An 18,386-nucleotide genomic window follows, 5' to 3' on the forward strand; every position below is an offset into this window, starting at 1 on the left:
GAGATCTCCTCAGCCCACTCCGTGCGCGACGGCGACCTGCGCGGAGCCTGGATGTCCCTCGGTCGCTCGGTGGAAGGACGTCGGCTTGGAGACCGTCATCCGCTCATCCGGGCCCACGACCAGCGTCCGGTACGTGCGCTCGCGAACGCCCACGGCGCGCGCCGCCCTGGCGGCGGCGTTGCGCTCGGCGAGGAGCGCGGCCTCTCCTTGCGGCGACGCCGACCGGGACGCGGCGGCCGCCGACAGCAGCGCGGGCGCATCGACGACGAGCACGGGTGGCGCGACCGGATCGTCGACGAGGGTGACCTCGTAGTCGCAGGAGCGGCTGCGCGATCCCAGATCGAAGGTCATGCCCGCCTGGCCGATGTTCGTGTGGCCGCAGGTCAGGCGCTCGAACTCCGGCTGACTGAGCTTCTGACCGGCGTCGGCGTGGAAGAACTGCCCGCGCGCGAACGAGTCCTCGACGGTCTGCGGCGCCGCCTGCACCCGTCCACCGATGGAGTAGGTCAGCGCCAGCGTCCGGTCGCCGTCGATGTCGGCCTCGCCGAACTTTTCGAGCCCCACGTCGAGCGGGGCGACCCGCTGCCGGAACGTGAGCTGCCCGAGCGGATGCACGACGACCGCGCCTGGAAGGTCGACTTCACGCAGGCGGAACGCGGTGCTTCCGGTCGCCGGCAGCTGCGCGCTCCAGCTCCCCGGGTTGGACAGGGCCTCGCGCAGGAGCCTTCGCACGGCGACGCGCGGCAAGACGTCCTGCTCGGGCTGGTCGCCGAAGCTCACGTCGACAGGGATCCGGCGCTCGGCGCCGAGGAAGTGGAAGGCAGCGAAGCCCCAGATGTGCCAGCGACCCGGGCCCTCGACGGAGAGCTCGAGGCGCGCCGTGAGGATCGGTTCGTCGTTGAGGTAGATCGCGACAAGGCCGTGAACGTCGACGATGAAATAGAAGGGTGAGAACTGGATCAGCGCGTCGAGCCCCAGGCTGGCCGCGGCGCTGAACTTGCCGATGAAGGTATCGGCCTTGGCCGAGAAGTCGATCGCGGCGCCGAACTGCAAGGTGCTCGGCGTGAGCGCAAAGTAGGATTCGGCGCGGAGCTCGAGGTCCTCCTCGTCGAAGAGGACGATGCCCATGCGGTTGAGCTCTGGGAACCCGGGCGGCGGCTGAAAGCGGGGGTTGAACCCGCCGACGGCGAGCGCGAAGAACGCGTCGGCGCCCCAGCGGAGGCGCATGGCCATGCCCCCGGTCAGGGCGAAGGTGAGCAGGCGCGAATCATTGATGTCGGCGCGGATGGCGAACAGCCGCTGCGCGAAGTCGAGGACGCCGACGACCTTCATCCGCAAGACCAGGAGCGCCTTGTCCTCGGTGGGCAAATCCGCCGAGAGCCGTCCGAGGATCGCGATGCGGATGGGATCGGGGAGCTCGATGATGAGACCGAGATCGACCTTGATGAGCGCCGGAGTCCCCCAGGCGATCCGCGCCATGAGCCCGAGGACCACCTGGTCCTGGAGCGGGGGGAAGATCGACTGGATGTCGCTGATGATCTTGGGCGCGTTCTTGACGACGTCCTTGGGGAAGAGGATCGAGTCTATCCGTCCATCCGCGACTGATTCCTCGATGGCGTCGACCTTCATCGTGCGGTTGACGCCGATCAGGCCGCCGAGGCCCTTGAGGGTGAAGCCGAAGCCGAGCTGGATGCCAGTCTCGACGGTCAACGTCGCGAGGAGGAGCAGCGAGAAGCCCTCGACGTCGCCGGGGAGCTTTGTGTTGAGGATGCCTATCGCGGTGAGCGCGAACTGCTTGGCGACGAACAGCTCGGCGACGCCGGTGTACTGGCCGGCATCGGCGTCGATGGAGAGATAACCGCCGCCGCTGACGGTGGGCGTCGACAGCGAGAGGCCGAGGCTGCTCGGCGCCTTGAAGCCGAAGGTGACCCCGGCCGGGCCGAGCAAGGCCTCGAGCCCGACCCGCTCGACGACCATGGCGACCGGCCCGAGCGCGGCGTCGCCCGAGAGCCCCGCCTGGAGCGCGATCTCGCCGCCGGTCCGCGGGCGCGCGGCGAGGAAGAGCTCGCGGATGCGCGCGATCCCCAGGTCGAGATCGATGGGAAAGGTGAGCTCGATCTCGCCGGGCTTGTTGCCGATGCCGCCGTGGACCTCGAGCGCCCGACCTTCGCGGGCGACGACCGTGAGCGAGAAGGGCGCCTGCAGCTCGGGCGGCAGGATCTGCTGGATGAAGCCGTCGCCGTCGTCGGACGAAAGGACGATCCGCGCGTCGTCGAGCTCGAGCGCGGCGCCGACGCGCGACACGGTCACCGCGGGGTCTCCGTTCTCGTCGAGGAGCTCGAGGTCGAGGAAGACAAGGCCCCCGACCGCGCCGACCTCGACGGCGCCGCGGACCAGGGGATCGCCGTCGGTGCGGGCCACGGTGACGCCGAGCCCGACCATCGCCAGGCCGGGGGCGACGGCGATCGGCGGAGCCTGTCCCGGCGCCGAGCGGATCAACCTCAGCGCCGCGCCGCCGCCGTCGGCTTCGGTCAGCCAATCGGCGTCGCCGAAGTGCAGGGTGGCCGTCAGATCCTCGCCGACGATGTCCTGGTAGCCCCGCAGCACGAGGCCGGTGCGCCCGGCCTCGTTCACCACCGACAGCTCGAGCGTGTCGGTGATGTCGATCGAGGCTCCCGACGCGAGCGCCTGCGCCGCGCCGAGGACCAGATCCACCGCCGGCGGCAGGGGCGCGGCCAGCGCGTTCGAGCCGGCGCGGATCAGCCCGGCGCCCTCGAGGATCCCGCGTGCCGTCGGGCCATTCGACCAGAGCTGCTCGCCGAGCTGCGCATCGAGGGCGCGGAGGAGGAGCGTCGCGACGAGCGGAACTCCCCACTTCTCGAGCAGCGCGAACGCGCCCGCCTCGGTGAAGGTGAGCGAAGGCGCCGGCGCGAACGCGAGCGCGACCTGGGAGCGTCCGGCCTCGCCGAGCGGCAGGAGCTCGATCGACAGCCGGTCGCCGACGACGCCGAGCTGGAAGACGGGCGCGAGGAAGGCGAAGTCCGCGCCCGGGTCCAGGCGGAGCGAGAGCGCGAAGACAAGCGCGCCGTCGTAGCCGCCCTCGATCTCCTCGATCACCAGGGGGCCGAGGTCGAGCGCCGCCACGCCGACCGCGATCTGCGGCACACCCGAGCCGCTCCAGCCGAGCTCGACGCGCAGGTTGGCACCGCCGGGAAGCCGGGCGACCCAGACCATCCGGTCGCCGTCGCGGGCGATCGATCCCAGCGGAGGCTGGAGCAGCGGCGGCGGACCGAAGAGGCCGGCGAGCAGGCCCGCCAGGTCTCCCGGCGAGGCCAGCTGCTCGAAGAAGCCGGGCTGCACCATGGAGGCGAGCTTCGCCGCGCGCGCCGGCGCTTCGAATCCGTCGCCGTCGTCCGCGTAGATCTCGAGCGCCGTCGCCAGGGCGAGCGCGGCGCGAAGCACCCCCTGGGGCGAGGTGCCGCCGGGGAGGAGCTCGTCGACGATCGCCTGCAAGAGGTGCGGCAGCAAGGTGGAGGTGCCGGCGGCGACGAGCGCACCGAAGCCGCTGAAGTGCGGCAGCAGCGTGATCGGCGCGCTGCCGGCGGGCGTCACCACCAGGCCGACACCGGCGGGGCCGGCGGAGAAGGCGATCGCGGTGCGGCCGAACGTGCCGGGGAGCGTGAGGTCGATGGTGAGCGCGGCGGCGACCGCGACCGTCCGCTGGGCGGCGTCGATCTCCAGGGTCACCCCGGGCACGAGCGTGTTGCCGCCGCCGAGCCCGAGCGATCCCGCGAGCGCGAGCCGGAGCGACGTCGAACCGGAGGCGGAGAGAAGGAGGCCGCCGGGCAGCGCGAGACCGGGCGCCGCCGTGCCGCGGAGCGCGAGCGAGAGGCTCTCGAGCAGGGCTTGGAGCTCGTCGCCGCTCAGGTGCGCGAGCGCCGCGCCCGGGTCGGCGAACAGCGCATCGAGCGGCAGGACCACGCCTCCGGTCTCGAGCAAGGCGCCGAGGAGCACCGAGAGCGCCGAGGAGAGCGCGAAGCGGGGGAGGACGGGCGCGAGCGCCCGGCGAAGCGCCTGCGGCGGAGGAGCCGGATAGAGGACGAGCGGCGCGAGCCAGGGCGGCGCCGAGAGCGTGAACGTGCCGTCCGCTGCGGCGAACGCGAGCCTGACCGCGCCGATCGACAGCGCGGCATCGAGCTCGAACTCCAGGCGCGCAGCGTCGATCCGCGCCTCGACCTCGGCGGCGATCCCTTCGGAGAGCGTCACCTCCGCGGTGGTCCGGAGGTGGATCCTCCGGGTCGCCCGATCGAAGGAGAGGGTCAGCGGGAGGCTCGCGAGCGGGACTTCAAGCGCGCCCCCGACGATGCCCGCAAGCGCGTCGAGCAGCGCATCGCCGCGCGCCGCGACCGTGGCGACGGGGGCGCTCGCGAGCCGGCCGATCGCAGCCGCGTCCGGATGGGGATCGCCGGCCTCGTCGAGCTCCACGATGCCCACCGCCGCGGCGAGCGCGATCACCGCCTCCTCGGGCGAACGGTTGGCCGGCATGGCCATCTCCTCGCAGATCGCGGCGAGCGCGGCGGCGGCGCGCGGATCGTCGAGCCGGACGTCCTGCCGGGCTGCGCCTCCGAGGGCGACGTCGCGGAACACGAGCTTCGGCACCGCGCTCACCGCGCCCGCGGTCGCGACGACAGCGACGGCGAGCTCGGCGGACCGGATCCGGGGCCCTACCCCCGCGGATTCGCCGACGATCCAGCCACCAGGGCGGGCGAGATCCACCTGGACGAGCGCCGCGCACGGAGCCCGCGCCGGCTCAGGGGCTCCGGCGACGAGACGGACTCGCCCCGCATCGAGGCGGAGCGACGCCTCCGCGGCGAGGGCGCCGTCGGGTGACAGCGGGAACGGCAGCCGTACCCGAACGCCGAGGCCGACGTCGGTGGGCGCCCTGCGCGCGGGGTCACCGGCCGCGGCGGACAGGCGCGTGGCGAGGCTCGCGGCGAGCGCGGCGACGAGGTCCCCACCCAGCGCCGATCCGAGCGCGAACCCGGGGACGCTGTCCACGATGCCGGCGGGCGCACCGGCGAACGCCGCCGCTGCGAGCGCGCCCTCGACCCCGGCCAGCGAGGCATCCAGGCGCTCGAGCGCGGCGGCGAGCTCGGCTGCGCTCGGCGCCCCCCCTCCGAGCGCGCGGGCGGCGCGCACGGCCTCGGCGAGCTCGGCGTCCAGGAGCGGAGCGAGGGCGCCCCCCGCGTGCGGGGTACCGAGGGTCACGACGCCGCGGACGAGCTCCGGCCGCCGGGCCGCGAACACGCGGGCGGCGACGCCGGCCGTGGAATGCGCGACAAGCAGCACCTGGGTGCGTCCGGTGAGCGCGAGGACGCGATCGACGACGGCGGCGATCTGATCGGCGAGCGCGCCCGCGTCTCCGCGGCCGTCGTCGTCGAGATCGAGGGTGTAGTGGGTGGCCACCGAGGTCACGGCGGCGATCATCGCCGCCCGCGGATCGGCTTGACGCAGATCGAAATGAGCGATCCGGGCGGGGTTCGGCTCGGCGGCGGCGAGGAGATCGTCCCAGATCGAGCGGCCGCTGAACGCGGGCCCGAGGAGCAGGACGGCGCGGCCTGCCGGGTCGGCCCAGGCGTCGAGCTGGTCGACGATCTGGGCGATGGCGGCCGGGTCGCGCGGCTGCGCGGCGTGAGGGCTCGCGAGGACGATCCCGTGTCGCCACCCCGGGAGCACGGGCAGCTGCGAGACGAGCGGCACGGCGCCGTCCCCGGCGGCGAGCCACGCCGCGAGCCGCGTGAGCGCCGGGCCCATCGGCGCCGACCCGATCCACGCCGGCAGCTCCGGCAAAAACGCGGCGATCCTGGGTACGAGCGCGATCAGGGCCGGCGCGTCGGCGGCGCCCGCGACCTCGGCGGCGTGGAGCGCGGCCCAGCTCGACGGGGGTCCGTCCGGTTCGAGCCAGGCCACGATCTCGATCCCCTCGCCTCCCTCGGTGACGAGCGGCAGCGCCCAGGGGATCTCGTAGGTGCCGAGGCCGGCGGCGGCCCGACCGTCCGGCCAGGGCGTCGCACCGTCGAGCGCGCTCTGCGCCCGGTTCTGGAGGAGGGCCGCGATCGACGCGAGCGCGCGCTCGGCATGGGGCACGCCGTCGTTCGCGACCTCGAGGAGCACCCGGCGGAGGCGGCTGCGCATCGCCTCGCCCAGGCGCTCGAACAAGCTCCAGGCATCGGCCGGGTCCGGGGGTTCGAGCAGCGGCCAGCCCTCGTCGCCGTAGAGGCCGAGCAGCTCGCCGAGGGCGTGGACCGCCTCGCCTCCCCAGGCGGAGAGCGCGTGCCGCGCGAGCAGGCGCAGGAGCTTCAGCCCCTCCGCGACCGAGAGGCCGAGCCCGAGGTCGGGAGCCGATGGATCCCCCGGAGGAAAGGTCAGCGTGAGCGGACCGACCTGGTGTCCATCGGCGGCGACCGTCAGGCCTTCGGCGCGAACCTCGAACGAGAGCCGCGCGCCCGGACGCCACGAAGCGACGGCGCGGAGCGCGTCGGCGTGGAGCTCCAGCCCCGCCGCGGAGGCCGCCTCGGGGACCGGCGCCAGGGCGATCGAGAGGCGCTGGTCGTCGATCAGGCGGACGGCGGCGGGCCGGTCCCGCGGAAGATCGAAGGCGAGCAGCTCGCTCTGGAGGCGGGTCGACCAGAGGCCGACGGACGCGCTCGCGGCGAGCCCGAGGCGGAGGCGCTCCTCCCCGGCCGGGGTGTCCGCCGCGCGCGCGTTCCAGGCGACGAGATCCAGCGCGAGCGCCCCGTCGGCCGCCACCCTGGCGCACCACGGGTCGGCGTCGATGCCGGTGCCGGTGATCGCCGTGTCCAGGCCGAGCAGCGTGGCCAGCTCGCCGAAGAGGTGGGACCAGCCGTGCGATGGATCGCCGAGCGCCGCCCGATGGACGGCGGCGATGGCCGCGGTCGGGTCCGAGCCCAGCGCGGCCAGCTCCAGGAGGTGCGGAGAGGTCGGATCGCTCGCCGGCGGCGCCACGCCGAGCAAGCCGAGCAGCGCCAGCGCCGGGCCCGCGCCTCCCAGGGCCTCCTCGATCGCGTCCTTCAAGCCGGCGGCGGCCGCGCCCATGACTGCGGTGGCGTCGGTCAGATCGAGGCGGTCGTAGGTCGTGTCGTCGAGGACGACGCCCAGCGCGACGAGCTCCGGCACGAGCTTGACCCCGTCGAAGCGGATGCCGCCGGCCAGCGAGCCGACGCTCACGGCCGTGCCGGCGTCGACGAGCACGCCGGTGGGGCCGAACGCGCGCACCAGCACGGACGCTCCGGGCACCGCGCGGAGGGGAGCGCCGCCCGCGAGCGGGATCGCGAGCAGGGTCACCGAGGCCTCGATCGAGCACTCCGCGGCGCGCCCTTCGAGCGCCAGCGCGAGGTGCAGCTCACCTCCGGCGGCCGAGGCCCGGAGGACCAAGGCGACGCCGGACTCGGAGAGGAGCGTCGCGGCGAGCGGGTCCGCCGCCGTCGGCGGGGCGGCCCCGAGGAGCCCGGCGAGGTGGGTGAACCAGACCGACAAGGTCGCCGGATCGCCGGCGATGGCCGCCAGCCAGGCCCGCATCTGGCCGGGATCCGAGGCCAGCGCCTCGACCGGCAACCGGGGGAGCGAGCCGTCGAGCCCGAGGGCGCCGAACAGATGCTCCACAAGCAACCCCACGCGAGGCTCGCCCGAGGCGTGCGAGAGGGCGTCACGGAGCAGGACCTCGACGACGCGTATCAGGTCCGCGCCCACGTGCGCGGAGGAGATCTCCAGGGTCTCGGGCTCGCCGCCGGCTCGAACGCCCTCGAGCCGGACGCTGAACGTCGCCGCGGGCTCGAGATCCACGGTCGCCCGCACGCGGACCGCGGTCGCGGCGGCCGGAGGGTCGAGCTCGACGTCGACCGCGATCTCGAGCGGCCCCGCGGCCGTGCCGGCGATGGGGACCAGGACGCCGTCGGTCTCCAGGATCGGGAGCCGCAAGCCGGCCCTCACGCGGGGTGACGCGCCCGCGGGCGTCGCCAGCTCGGCGGCGACGCCGATCACCGTGCCGGTCGCGGTGAAATAGATATTGCCGGGCAGCCCCGGGTCGAGGAGCGGATACCATCGACTCGCCGCGGGGGCGGCGCGCGGCGGCGGCGGCAGGAGCTGGTCGAGCAGCGCGAGGAGCCCCGCGCGCTGCTCCGGATTCGTGAACAGCTTTCCGAGCGCGGTGAACGGGTCCTGGAACCAGCCACCCACGAGATTGCCGTCGACGTCGACGACACCGACGGCGCGCAGCAGCGCCCCGACACTCTCCGCAATATTGAAGCTGAGACTCAAGGCGCCACAGTTCTCAAGGAGAAAACCTCCGCCTCACCGCGCTGAAAGCCAAGGCTATCGACGACGCCCACCCGAGTCCAGCGAGCATTGACAGTCCAACTCGAATAAACGACACTTCGAGCGCTCGACCATGGCCCTCCTCGACGACGTGTTGGCGATGGTCGGTGCCGTGCGGAGCCCCGCGCCGACCGAGGTCGATCGGTGGTCGGTCGGACTGCCATTTCGCGCCACGACCGCCCAATCCGCGCCGACCGTCCCCGGGTTGACGCACACGCTTGTCGCCGGCGCGTGGGAAAACACGATCACCAAGCACGCCCCGACGGACCAGGTCGATCTGCGCGCGCCGACGACGGGCTCGCTGCATCTCACCACGCGACAGGGTGTCGAACAGGTGGTGATCGACAGCGCGTTCGATCTCTCTCGCATTCTTCTTGGCTTCGACCGCTCCGCGGCGAGCGACGCGACACCCCTCCCGTTCATCGCGCGGTGGACGTTCCGTGGGCTGTCGCTGAGCGGCTTCGCGCCCAGGAAGGCGGTCGAGAGGCGGCTGGCCGAAATGAAGGTCCGCCGGCCGGCGGCGACGGCTGCGGAGGCCGCGGCGGACCTGCTCGCGACCCTCCGGGCGGCTCCGGCTCCAGCGCTCGAGGTCTTCGCGGGCGAGGTGATCGGCACCCTCGATGCCGGGCCGGTGACGCTCCTGTGCGAGCTCGCCGATGGCTCCGCGCTCCCGCTGTTGTTCGTTTACGGCGCCCTCCTCGCCGGCGCGAAGGCGGTGGTGAGCTCGGAGGCGCAGGCGTCCTCCTTGCTGAAGCCCGTGCTGGCGGGGCCGTTCGGGCTGTTCGCGGACTTCTTCATTCCTCCCGACGGAGATCAACACGGACACCTGCCGCGCGGCACAGCCACCGGCGCGCTCCTGTTGCAGTTCGAGCCGGGCCCCCTCGTGGAGCTCGGCCTCCTCGCCGGACAACGTCGCATTGTCGCGGCGAGACCCAGCGGGGCGACGCACGCCACCGCGAGCCTCCATGTAGGGACCGAACGGACGGCGATTCAGGTGCCGGAAAACGGGGCCCGCTCGCAGGCCGCCGCGGAGAGCTGGCGGCTGAAGCTCACCGCGAGGACGCAGCTGACCTACGTCGCCGGTCCTCCGCCGAGCATCGTCATCGAGAAGCCGGTGCCCCCGATCCCGCGGACGACCGGCGCCGGCCTGCTGGAGTACGTCTATGCGCGCCTGATCCCCCCGCAGGGAGCGCCGCTCCCGATCACGCTCGAAGGACGCGTGCGCGCGCCGGCGAATCAAGGCGGCCCGATCGCGCCGGGCGAGGTGACGATCCAGCTCGCGGTGGACGGCGTGAGCGTGGGCAGCGCCGTCACCGAGAAGGGTCGATGGCGGTTCACGTTGCCCGTGGACCTCACGCTCGGACAGCGGACACTGACGCTGGCGAACGGCGCCGAGATCGCCAGGGTGCTCGTGCTCGATGTGCCGCTCACCTCGCTGGGCAGGGCGGTCCCGTCCTCGGGGCGGGCGGAGGCGCGGGACGCGTGGCTCGCCGAACCCGCGGAGCCGAGGGTCGAGCTGACGCCAAACGACGCGGCGGGGGACACGCGCGACACCTTCGCCCTGGCGGTGACCGGTGATCCCACCTGGCTGTTCGACACCTTCGGCGTGGGATCTTATCGAGTCAGCTGGTCCGCGACGGTGCGCACCGCGGCGCCCTGGCGCGATCCGAAGTTCAGCTTCAAAGATCATCCGCGCGAGTGGTACGAGGCCTGGGCCGCGAAGCGCCTCGGCGTCCCCGAAGAGAAATGGAAGATCAGCTACGGGCGGTGGATCTCATTTCAGCTGCGGACGTCGCCCGCGCGCCGCGTGCGTCAGCTGTTCTCCGAGCCGTGGACGCCGACGGAGCTCGAGCTCGATGACCGCTCCATCACCGCGACAGATCGCGCGGCGCTGGGCCTGACCGCGAAGGCGATCTGGGCGGGAAACAAGGGCAAGGGCGCCGGCCCCGTCTGCGGCATGGCGCTGCTCGGCGGCGAGATCAGCCGGGACCTCGAGCCGCTGGCGGCGGTGTTGCCGCTGGAGGTCCGCGTCGTCGGCTACGACTTCTGGGAGGTTCGCTGGCAAACGTTCTGGGATCACCTGCGAGCGGAGACGGCGCGCCAATTCGTCGACGGGTACCCGCACCAGGGCGCGCTCGGCCTGAACGGGATCGACCTGGCCATGTTGCTGCTCGCGCTGTTCGTGAAGGAGTCCTATTTCAACCACTTCGACTACACGGCGATGCTGAACCAGTACGCGCTGCGTCCCGTCAAGGATGAGAATGGGAAGGAGATCGAGGTCCCCCACGGAGCCGAGATCTGGGGACGCGGCCCGGTCACGATGCCGCCGCCCCCGCGTGAGATGAGGGCGCAGGGAATGCCGACGATCGCTCCGCCCACGGATTGCGGGGTCGGCCAGATCTCACCTCCCGAGTTCCGGCAGCTCGTCGACTGGCGCGCCAACGTGGCGGAGGCCGTCGTCCGGTTGAAAAAGCCGTTCTCCAGGGACCTCAAGAGCTGGGCGATCGAGCGCGAGCGGACGCGTTTGTTGACGACCGTCCCCGCGGGCGAGAAGGGCGCGGCCGAGGCCGATCTGGACCTTCAAGACACAAAGGGTCGGCTCACCGAATTTCTGAACGGCACCGGCGTCGCGGGCGCAGCCGATGAGCGCGGCGTCCTGACCGACCCGCGCAAGTTACTCGCGATGCTGATCAAGCTCTACAATGGTCCGAGCCTTCTTCCTTACCAGAGCAACCTCGTCTGGCCTGCAGGTGCGGCCGGTGTGCCCAGGGTCTTCGCGGCGGGCGGAGGGCTCGCGCAGCAGGAGAATCCGAGCAATCAGTACGCGCGGAACACGCTCGACGCGTTCGACAAGATCAAGAGAAACTTTACGCCTCCCAATCACGGCGTCGGGATGAGGAACGTGGCCACGATAGCTGACTTCATGAGGTGGTGCTGGCTGCAGCCGTAGTCACGCCGTTCGGCGACCGCGGAACGCGGGCTTGTCCATCAGCCCCTCCGCGAACCAGTGCTTGATCGTGCCGGTGCTCACGCCGGCGGCGCGCGCCAGCTCGACGGCGCTGTAGCCGCGCGGGGCGACGGGGGGCGCAGGGACCAGGGCATCGAGACATCCTGGCCAACGAACAGGACAAAAGTGGACGAAATCTAGAGAATTGATCCTGGATTCGAGGTGCGCGCAGGCTTCATCCAGAGTTTTGTCCCCAGAATCTGGCTAATTGAGAGCTACATCCAGAGAATTCACTCAAATATCTGGATAAATGGACCCTGGATCCAGAGAAAAGGCTCAGGAATCTGGCGAATCGGGCCGCTCCGCATCGGGCCCGCGCGATGCGCACACGGCCTGGCTCGGCTGCGCCCACGCCCGATGTGAGCCCGGCGGCGCGCTCGCGCTGTCCTGCCGCTGGGGGTGCGAACCGCCGAGGTACGGCAGCGCCGTTCAAGGCGCATTGATCGAGAATATCGGGTAGAAGCCGACGTCGCCCTCGAAGAACCGCCGGGCGAGCTCGGGGATCTCGTCGAAGCCGTAGATCCGCTCGTCGACCTCGGGCATCCAGCCCTCGGCCTCGGCGTACGCGATCGCCTCCACGCCCTGGGGATAGCGCGCGTAGTGCGTGTTGACGTGCTGGTGCCGAGCGATGCACTCCGACGCGCGAAGCGAGGAGAGGACCATCCCCTCCTTCCACCCAGCGCTGGTGATCACCCCCTGGCGCCCGAGCGCCTTGAGCGTCGCACGGAAGACCGGCGTGCCGATGTAGTCGACGAAGATCTGCACCTTCATCCCGGCCGTGCGCCGCTCCACGTCCTCCAGGAACCTGCCCTCGGCCTCGAGGTACGACCGGCGGTAGCCCGCGTCGGTCACGAACCGGCGCTCATCGTAGCTGAGCTCCCCGAACTGCCGGCGATCGAGGGCCGTCACGCCCGTCCGCCGGATGAGCTCGAGACGCCTGTCGTTGCCGGAGAGCATCACGGTTGTGCACCCGTGCCGCCGCGCGAGATCCAGCTCGGCGAGCGTCGTGCCCCCGCCCCACCCCCAGACATGCGGCGACGGGAGCTCCTCGCTCGGGACGAGGAGACGGAACGAGCCATGGGCCTGCACCCAGTTCGACCACGCCGTCACGTAGCGCCCCGAGAACGCCGCCCACTGAGGCAGCGAATGACGGGTGTCCTCCGGGATGCGCATGATCTCGTGCGGCCGCAGGATCATCCTCGTCGCGAGGCAGCCCATGGTGCCCGGCGCGTCGTACGCCAGCGCCTTCTCGGGGTAACCCCACGCGTCGACCACCGAGGCGCAGAAAATGATGCCGATATCACCAGGCTTGAACCCCTCGACGCCCGAGCCGACCTCGAGCACGCGGACCACGCCGGTGTTTCCGATGATCACCCGGGGCTCGCCGCGCTGCTTGCAGATGTCGACGGGCTTGCGCGTGAGGGCATGGGTCATGTTGCCCTCCCAGCACCCGAACAGCGGCTCTGTCAGGACCTCGGCGCTGGAGATGTCGCGAAGCTCGAAATCCTCCTGGACCAGCTCCCCGAGCTTTCCGATGTCCGTCCCCGTACCCGGATAAAGAAACCAAGCGTTCACGCTGTGCGGCAAAGAGACCTCCGTCGGACCTCCATCGAACTCCGTCGAAGAGAGAGGCCGCGTTCTGAATGGACACGAGTTGCCAAGACCGCTCCTGTGGGATGCGCGCCAGCCCGCGCCCGCTACGGCAGAGCGCCGAGCTCACGCTCGAGGTAACGGGCCATCGCGGCGACGGTGGGGTGATCCATCGCCATCGTCACCGGCAGCGTCATGCCGAACGCCTGACTGAGCCCCTGCACCACCTCGATCGCGAGCATCGAGTCCATCCCGAGCTCGTCCAGGCGCTGATCGGGGCTCAGGGACAAGCTTTGATCAAGCCCCATGATGCCCTGCGCGACGGCGGTGACCTCGTGAATCAACAGGGCCATGCGCCTGTCCGGAGAGCTCCGGAGGATACGCCGCGCGAGGTCGCTCTCCCCGTGCGGGCTCTCGGCCTCCGACGGCTCCGCAGGGGCGGCGATGCCGGCGAAGAGGACGGGCAAGGTCGCCTCGGCGGCGCGCTTCGAGAGCCGCACGGGATCCAGGTCCATCGCGACGAGGTGGGCGCGGTTCGATCGCAGCATGTGCTCGAAGAGGGTGAGCGCCTCGTCGGGCGCAAGACCCGAGAGACCCCAGCGCCTGCCAAGCACGTCGAGGACGTCGTGCGCCATGCCGGCTCCGGCGAACGGCCCCCAGGCGACGCTGAGCGCCGGGGCGCCCTGCGCGCGAAGATGAGCCGCGAAGGCGTCCTGAAAGGCATTCGCGGCGGCATAGGCGGCCTGCCCAGGGTTGCCGAGCAAGGCCGACACCGACGAGAAAAAGACGAAGAAGTCGAGATCTCGGCCGCGCGCCTCCGCCCAGAGGTGCTCGCTGCCACGCACCTTGGGCGCGAGGACGCGCTCGAGCGACGCCGCGTCGGTGTGGGTCAGGACAGCGTCCTCGTTCACGCCGGCCGCGTGGACGATGCCGGCGAGCGGCGGCATCGCGTCGATGCGCCGGAACAGGGCGGCCACGTCGTCCCGCTGCGCGACGTCCGCCTGCACCACGTGGACGCGCGCGCCTCGTGCGCGCAGCCCCGAGAGCACAGCCTGCGCCTCGAGGCCCGGCGAACGCCGGCCCACGAGGACGAGGTGACGGGCGCCGCGGCGCACCATCCACCCCGCCCAGTGAAGCCCGAGCGCGCCCAGGCCGCCGGTGATCAGGTAGGTCGCTCCGGTGCGCAGCGCCGTGGGCTCGCCCGCGCCGGCGAGGCCCGGGCAGCGGGCCACGCGCGGCAGGTAACGGACCCCGCGGCGGAAGGCGATCTCCGGCTCGACGTCTGCCCCGAGCAGGTGCTCGGCAAGCAGGGACTCCTCCGCAGGCGGCCTCGCCGGATCGAGGTCGATGAGCCCACCCGAGAGGTCCGGGTGCTCGGCGGCGAGCACACGGCCAAGCCCCCAGAGCGGGGCCCCCGCGAAGCCGGGCGCGTCCTCCACCTGCGCCGGGGATCGGCGCTCGCCGTCCCCTTCATGCGCCTGCACCGCCTGCGCGCCCCGGGTCGCGAGCCACAGCCGCGGCGGCGCGCCCGTCCCGGTGCGGCCCTTCCGGTCCGCGAGAGCGCGCGCGAGCCGCAGCACGCTGTCGCAAAGGCGCGGATCGGCGGGGTCACCGGACGCGCGCTGCCCGCCCCGGGGAGCTCCGTCCGCCGCTCGAAGTCCGTCCGCCGCTCGAAGATCGACGATGCCGGCGACCGGCACGCCAGAAGGCCTGTCATCCCCGTCGAGCAGGCGAAGAACCTCGGCGAGAGGCGCGTCGAGATCACCGCCGGCCTCGGCGCGCACGAGGATCGGCGCTCCGCCCTGCTGCTCGAGACACGCCGCGAGGCCCTGCCCGAGCTCGGAGCCGCCCGCGAGGAGGATCCAGCGAGCAGGAGCCCGCACGGATCGATCCGGCGCCTGCAGCTCCGGGCGCCACGAGAGCTCGTACAGGAGCTCGGCCTGGCGCGCGGTGAGCTTGCCCAGGAGGTCCGATCGCGAGCGCCAGCCGATCGCGAGCCCCGCCGCATCGGCGACGGCTCGGCCAGCGCTGTCGCGCAGCGTCCATGCGACGGTGAACGGCTCCCCCGGGGCGCCCGGGACCCCGCGCGCAGCGCAGGTCCATGGGCCCTCCCCTCGGCGCGCTCCCGCATAGCGAAGCCGGGAGAGCGAAAGAGGCACGGGCAGCGCGCCCTCGGGGGCCGGATGCGCCAGCGCCGCCGCCAGGGCGACCTCCAGGGCGGCGTGCAGGAGAGCGACGGAGAGCGGGAGGGCCACGCCCTCCTTGCCGTCAGGGAGCGCTATCTCCGCGCTCACGCCGTCAGGTCCCAGGGCGGCACGCTCCACCCAGCGGGCTGCCCCGAGGGGGCGATGGCCGCTCGCCGCGAGGCGGGCATAGAAGCCGTCTCGGTCCACGACCGCTGCGGCGCCCCCGCCGATCGCCTCCGGCTTCATGGCGGCCGGAGCCGGTCCCGCCTCGACGTCACGGAGCCTCCCCGTCGCGTGCGTCGTCCAGCGGGCGCAGTCGGGCGGGCCGTCGCCCGGGATGCTGGCGATCGACACGGAAAAGAGCGCCCCGGTCGGCTCCGGTACGAGGGTGAGATGGCTGATGCGCTCCTCGTCACGCCGGCGCAGGAGCATCGGCTCGGGAAACGCGAGGTCCTCGAGCAGGGCCTCCTCGCACCCGAGCGCCTGCCTCGACGCAGCCAGGAGCCGCCCGAGGTGGATCGCCACGGGAACGAGCATGGGCTCCTCGGGCAGCGGATGCATCGACGTGGGGCGGGACTCCGCGGACTCCGTCGACCCGGGGCGCGACTCCATCCTCAGCAAGGGCATCGAGGAAGCGGCCACGCGGGCCTCGAACTGGAGCGCGGACATCGGCGAGGCAACGCGCTCGCCGAGGAGCGGATCCCCCGCTGCTGCGACCGCGCGCGGCAGGAGCCGCCGCGCGTCTCCCCCGGAGGGCCGGCGCACCGGCAGCCACAAGGACTCGCGCTGGAACGGGTACGTGGGCAGGCTGATGCGCCGGCCAGGGCGACACTCGTGGAGCTTCGCCCAGTCCACCTGGACGCCCCGTACGCTGAGCGCCGCGAGACCGCGGAGCAACGGCACCACCTCGTCCCCAGGGGCCACGATCGAGGGGATCCAGACCGCGGGGGCGGCCGGAGGCAGGCCGCTGGCCGGACCGAGCGCCACGAAGATCCCGCAGCCCTCGGCGTGAAGCGCCCGCACGCCGGCCTCGAGCTCCGCGGTGCCGCGCTGGAGGCGAGCCCATGTGGCGCGATCCGACACCTCGTCGGGCCTCATCAACCGGCCGATCGAGCAGGACACGATCCCGATGCGCGCCGGTGGACGCGCGTCGATCGGCGGCTCGCGGCCAGCCGCGAGCGCGGCGGCCTGCTCGAGCGACAGCGCTCCGGCCACATAGGCCGCCGTGACCTCGCCGATGCCGCACCCCATCACGAGGTCCGGCTCGACGCCAAAGGCACGCCACAGCGCGCAGAGGGCCACCTCGAGCGCGAAGGCCGCAGGGCGCTCGTACTTGCCCGCCGGAGACGCCGCCGGGGCGCCCGCAGGAGGGAGCAAGGCGCGGAGCACCGAGCCGTCGAGCAACGGCCGGAAGAGCTTGTCGCAGCGGTGGAGCGCCTCGCGGAACGCCGGCTCGGTCTCGTAGAGATGCTGGCCGAAGCCGGCCCGATCACCGGCGCGGCCGGAGAGCACGAACGCCACCTTGGGGCGCGCGGTCGCCTCGCCGGAAAGGACGCCCGCCGGCCGATCCCCGCGGGAGAACGCCGCCAGGAGCGGCGCGGCCTCCGCCGTCGAGCCGGCGACGATCGCGGCGCGGAAGGCGTGCCGCGCCCGGCCGAGGTTGGCCGTGGCGGCCACATCCGAGAGCTCGATCGAGGCGTCGGCCGAGAGCGCCGCGGCGTAGCGGGCCGCGAGCTCCCCGAGCGCGGCCTCCGTCTTCGCCGAGAGCGTGATGACCTGGTAGCCATGGCGCTGGCCCTCGGGCCGGCGCTCGGGCTCGGGCGCCTCGGCCAGGACGACATGCGCGTTCGTGCCGCTGATGCCGAACGAGCTGACCCCGGCGATGCGCTCCGCGCCGCCGCGCGGCCAGGACCGCGCCTCGACCGGGATGACGAGCGGCGTGCCCTCCAGCGAGATGCGCGGGTTGAGCTGCGTCCAGTGCAGGTGGGCGGGGATGACGCCGTGCCGGAGCGCGAGGACCGCCTTGATGACGCCCGCGACGCCCGCAGCGGCCTCGATGTGGCCAATGTTCGTCTTGACGGAGCCGACCGCGCAGACCGATCCACCCTGGCGCGGGTCTCCGAAGATGTCCTTGAGCACCTCCATCTCGATCGGATCGCCGAGCGGGGTGCCCGTGCCGTGCGCCTCGATGTACCCGACCTCGGAGGGCGAGACGCCGGCGGCCTCGAGCGCCGCACGGATCACGGCGCGCTGGGCGAGGCTGCTCGGCGCGCTCAGACCCGCGCTGCGGCCGTCGTGGTTGACCGCCGAGCCGCGGAGGACGGCCCAGATGCGATCTCCCGCGCGCTGCGCGTCGGAGAGGCGTCTGAGGACGAGCACCCCGACCCCCTCGCCGCGCGCGAACCCGCTCGCGCGGATGTCGAACGTCCGGCAGCGGCCGTCGGGCGAGAGCGCCCGCATCTTCGAGAGCTTCACGAAGCCGTCGGGCGCAAGGATGAGGCTCGCGCCGCCCGCGAGCGCGAGGTCGCACCCGCCGCCCCGCAGGCTCTCGCACGCGAGGTGGATCGCGACGAGCGAGGAGGAGCACGCCGTGTCCACCGTCATGCTGGGGCCCTCGAGCCCGAGCGTGTACGAGACGCGGCCCGCAAGGACGCTCGCGAGATCGCCCGTCAGCGTGTGGGCGTCGACCTGGGCGAGGCTCCCGCCCCGCGTGTGCAAGAGCTCGTAGTCGCGCCAGCTGCCGCCGACGAAGACGCCCGTCCGGCTCCTGCGCAGCCCGTCCGGAGGCTGCCCCGCGTCCTCGATCGCCTCCCACACGACCTCGAGCAAGAGCCGCTGCTGCGGGTCCATGCGCGCGGCCTCGCGCGGCGTGATCTCGAAGAAGTGAGGGTCGAACCCGTCGACGCGGTCAAGGAACGCGCCGTAGCGCGTGTACATCTTCCCGGGAGCGTCCGGGTCGGGGTCGTAGAAGGCGTCGACGTCCCAGCGATCGGCCGGGATCTCGCGGACCGCATCGCCCCGCTCCGCGAGCAGGCGCCAGAAGGACGCCGGGTCGCCCGCGCCCCCGGGGAGACGGCACCCGATGCCCACGATGGCGATCGGCTCCGGCCGGGGGGCGAGCAGCGACGAGAGCACCGCGCGCTCGTCGGGCGAGAGCTCGCCGACGAGCTCGGAAACCGCCTGCATGGCTTCGGTCAATTCTTCTTTCA

At 72.6% G+C, this 18,386-nt stretch carries 5 protein-coding genes; 1 reads left to right on the plus strand and 4 read right to left on the minus strand.

Features of this window, described 5'->3' with window-relative positions; all coding sequences use genetic code 11:
* Positions 1 to 9: 9 nt before the first annotated feature.
* Entirely contained in the window at positions 10 to 8,337 is an 8,328-nt protein-coding gene (locus WME75_RS21775) for an alpha/beta fold hydrolase (protein WP_437494023.1), read from the minus strand.
* A 130-nt stretch (positions 8,338 to 8,467) separates the two neighbouring features.
* On the opposite strand from WME75_RS21775, the gene WME75_RS21780 reads away from it, so the two are divergent.
* Entirely contained in the window at positions 8,468 to 11,344 is a 2,877-nt protein-coding gene (locus WME75_RS21780; RefSeq protein ID WP_437494026.1) for a hypothetical protein, read from the plus strand.
* On the opposite strand, the gene WME75_RS21785 is transcribed toward WME75_RS21780, so the two are convergent.
* The 3 genes from WME75_RS21785 to WME75_RS21795 form a co-directional block, all read right to left on the minus strand.
* Positions 11,345 to 11,584, minus strand: a complete 240-nt coding sequence (locus tag WME75_RS21785) for a MerR family transcriptional regulator (protein ID WP_437494886.1) — start codon at positions 11,582 to 11,584, stop codon at positions 11,345 to 11,347.
* A gap of 246 nt (positions 11,585 to 11,830) precedes the next feature.
* Positions 11,831 to 12,976 carry a hypothetical protein gene (locus tag WME75_RS21790; protein ID WP_437494029.1) on the minus strand — a complete coding sequence of 382 codons (1,146 nt, stop codon included), beginning with the start codon at positions 12,974 to 12,976 and terminating at the stop codon, positions 11,831 to 11,833.
* Positions 12,977 to 13,098: 122 nt separating this feature from the next.
* Positions 13,099 to 18,363, minus strand: coding sequence for a type I polyketide synthase (locus tag WME75_RS21795; RefSeq protein ID WP_437494032.1), 5,265 nt, complete (start codon positions 18,361 to 18,363; stop codon positions 13,099 to 13,101).
* Positions 18,364 to 18,386 lie beyond the last annotated feature (23 nt).

Origin of the sequence: Sorangium sp. So ce1014, assembly GCF_051521505.1 — a bacterium.
Taxonomy (GTDB): Bacteria; Myxococcota_A; Polyangia; order Polyangiales; family Polyangiaceae; genus Sorangium.

Excerpts from the sequence above, each read along its gene's own strand:
- WME75_RS21780 (WP_437494026.1), top strand. The coding sequence starts at position 8,468 with ATGGCCCTCCTCGACGACGTGTTGGCGATGGTCGGTGCCGTGCGGAGC.
- WME75_RS21795 (WP_437494032.1), bottom strand. The coding sequence starts at position 18,363 with ATGCAGGCGGTTTCCGAGCTCGTCGGCGAGCTCTCGCCCGACGAGCGC.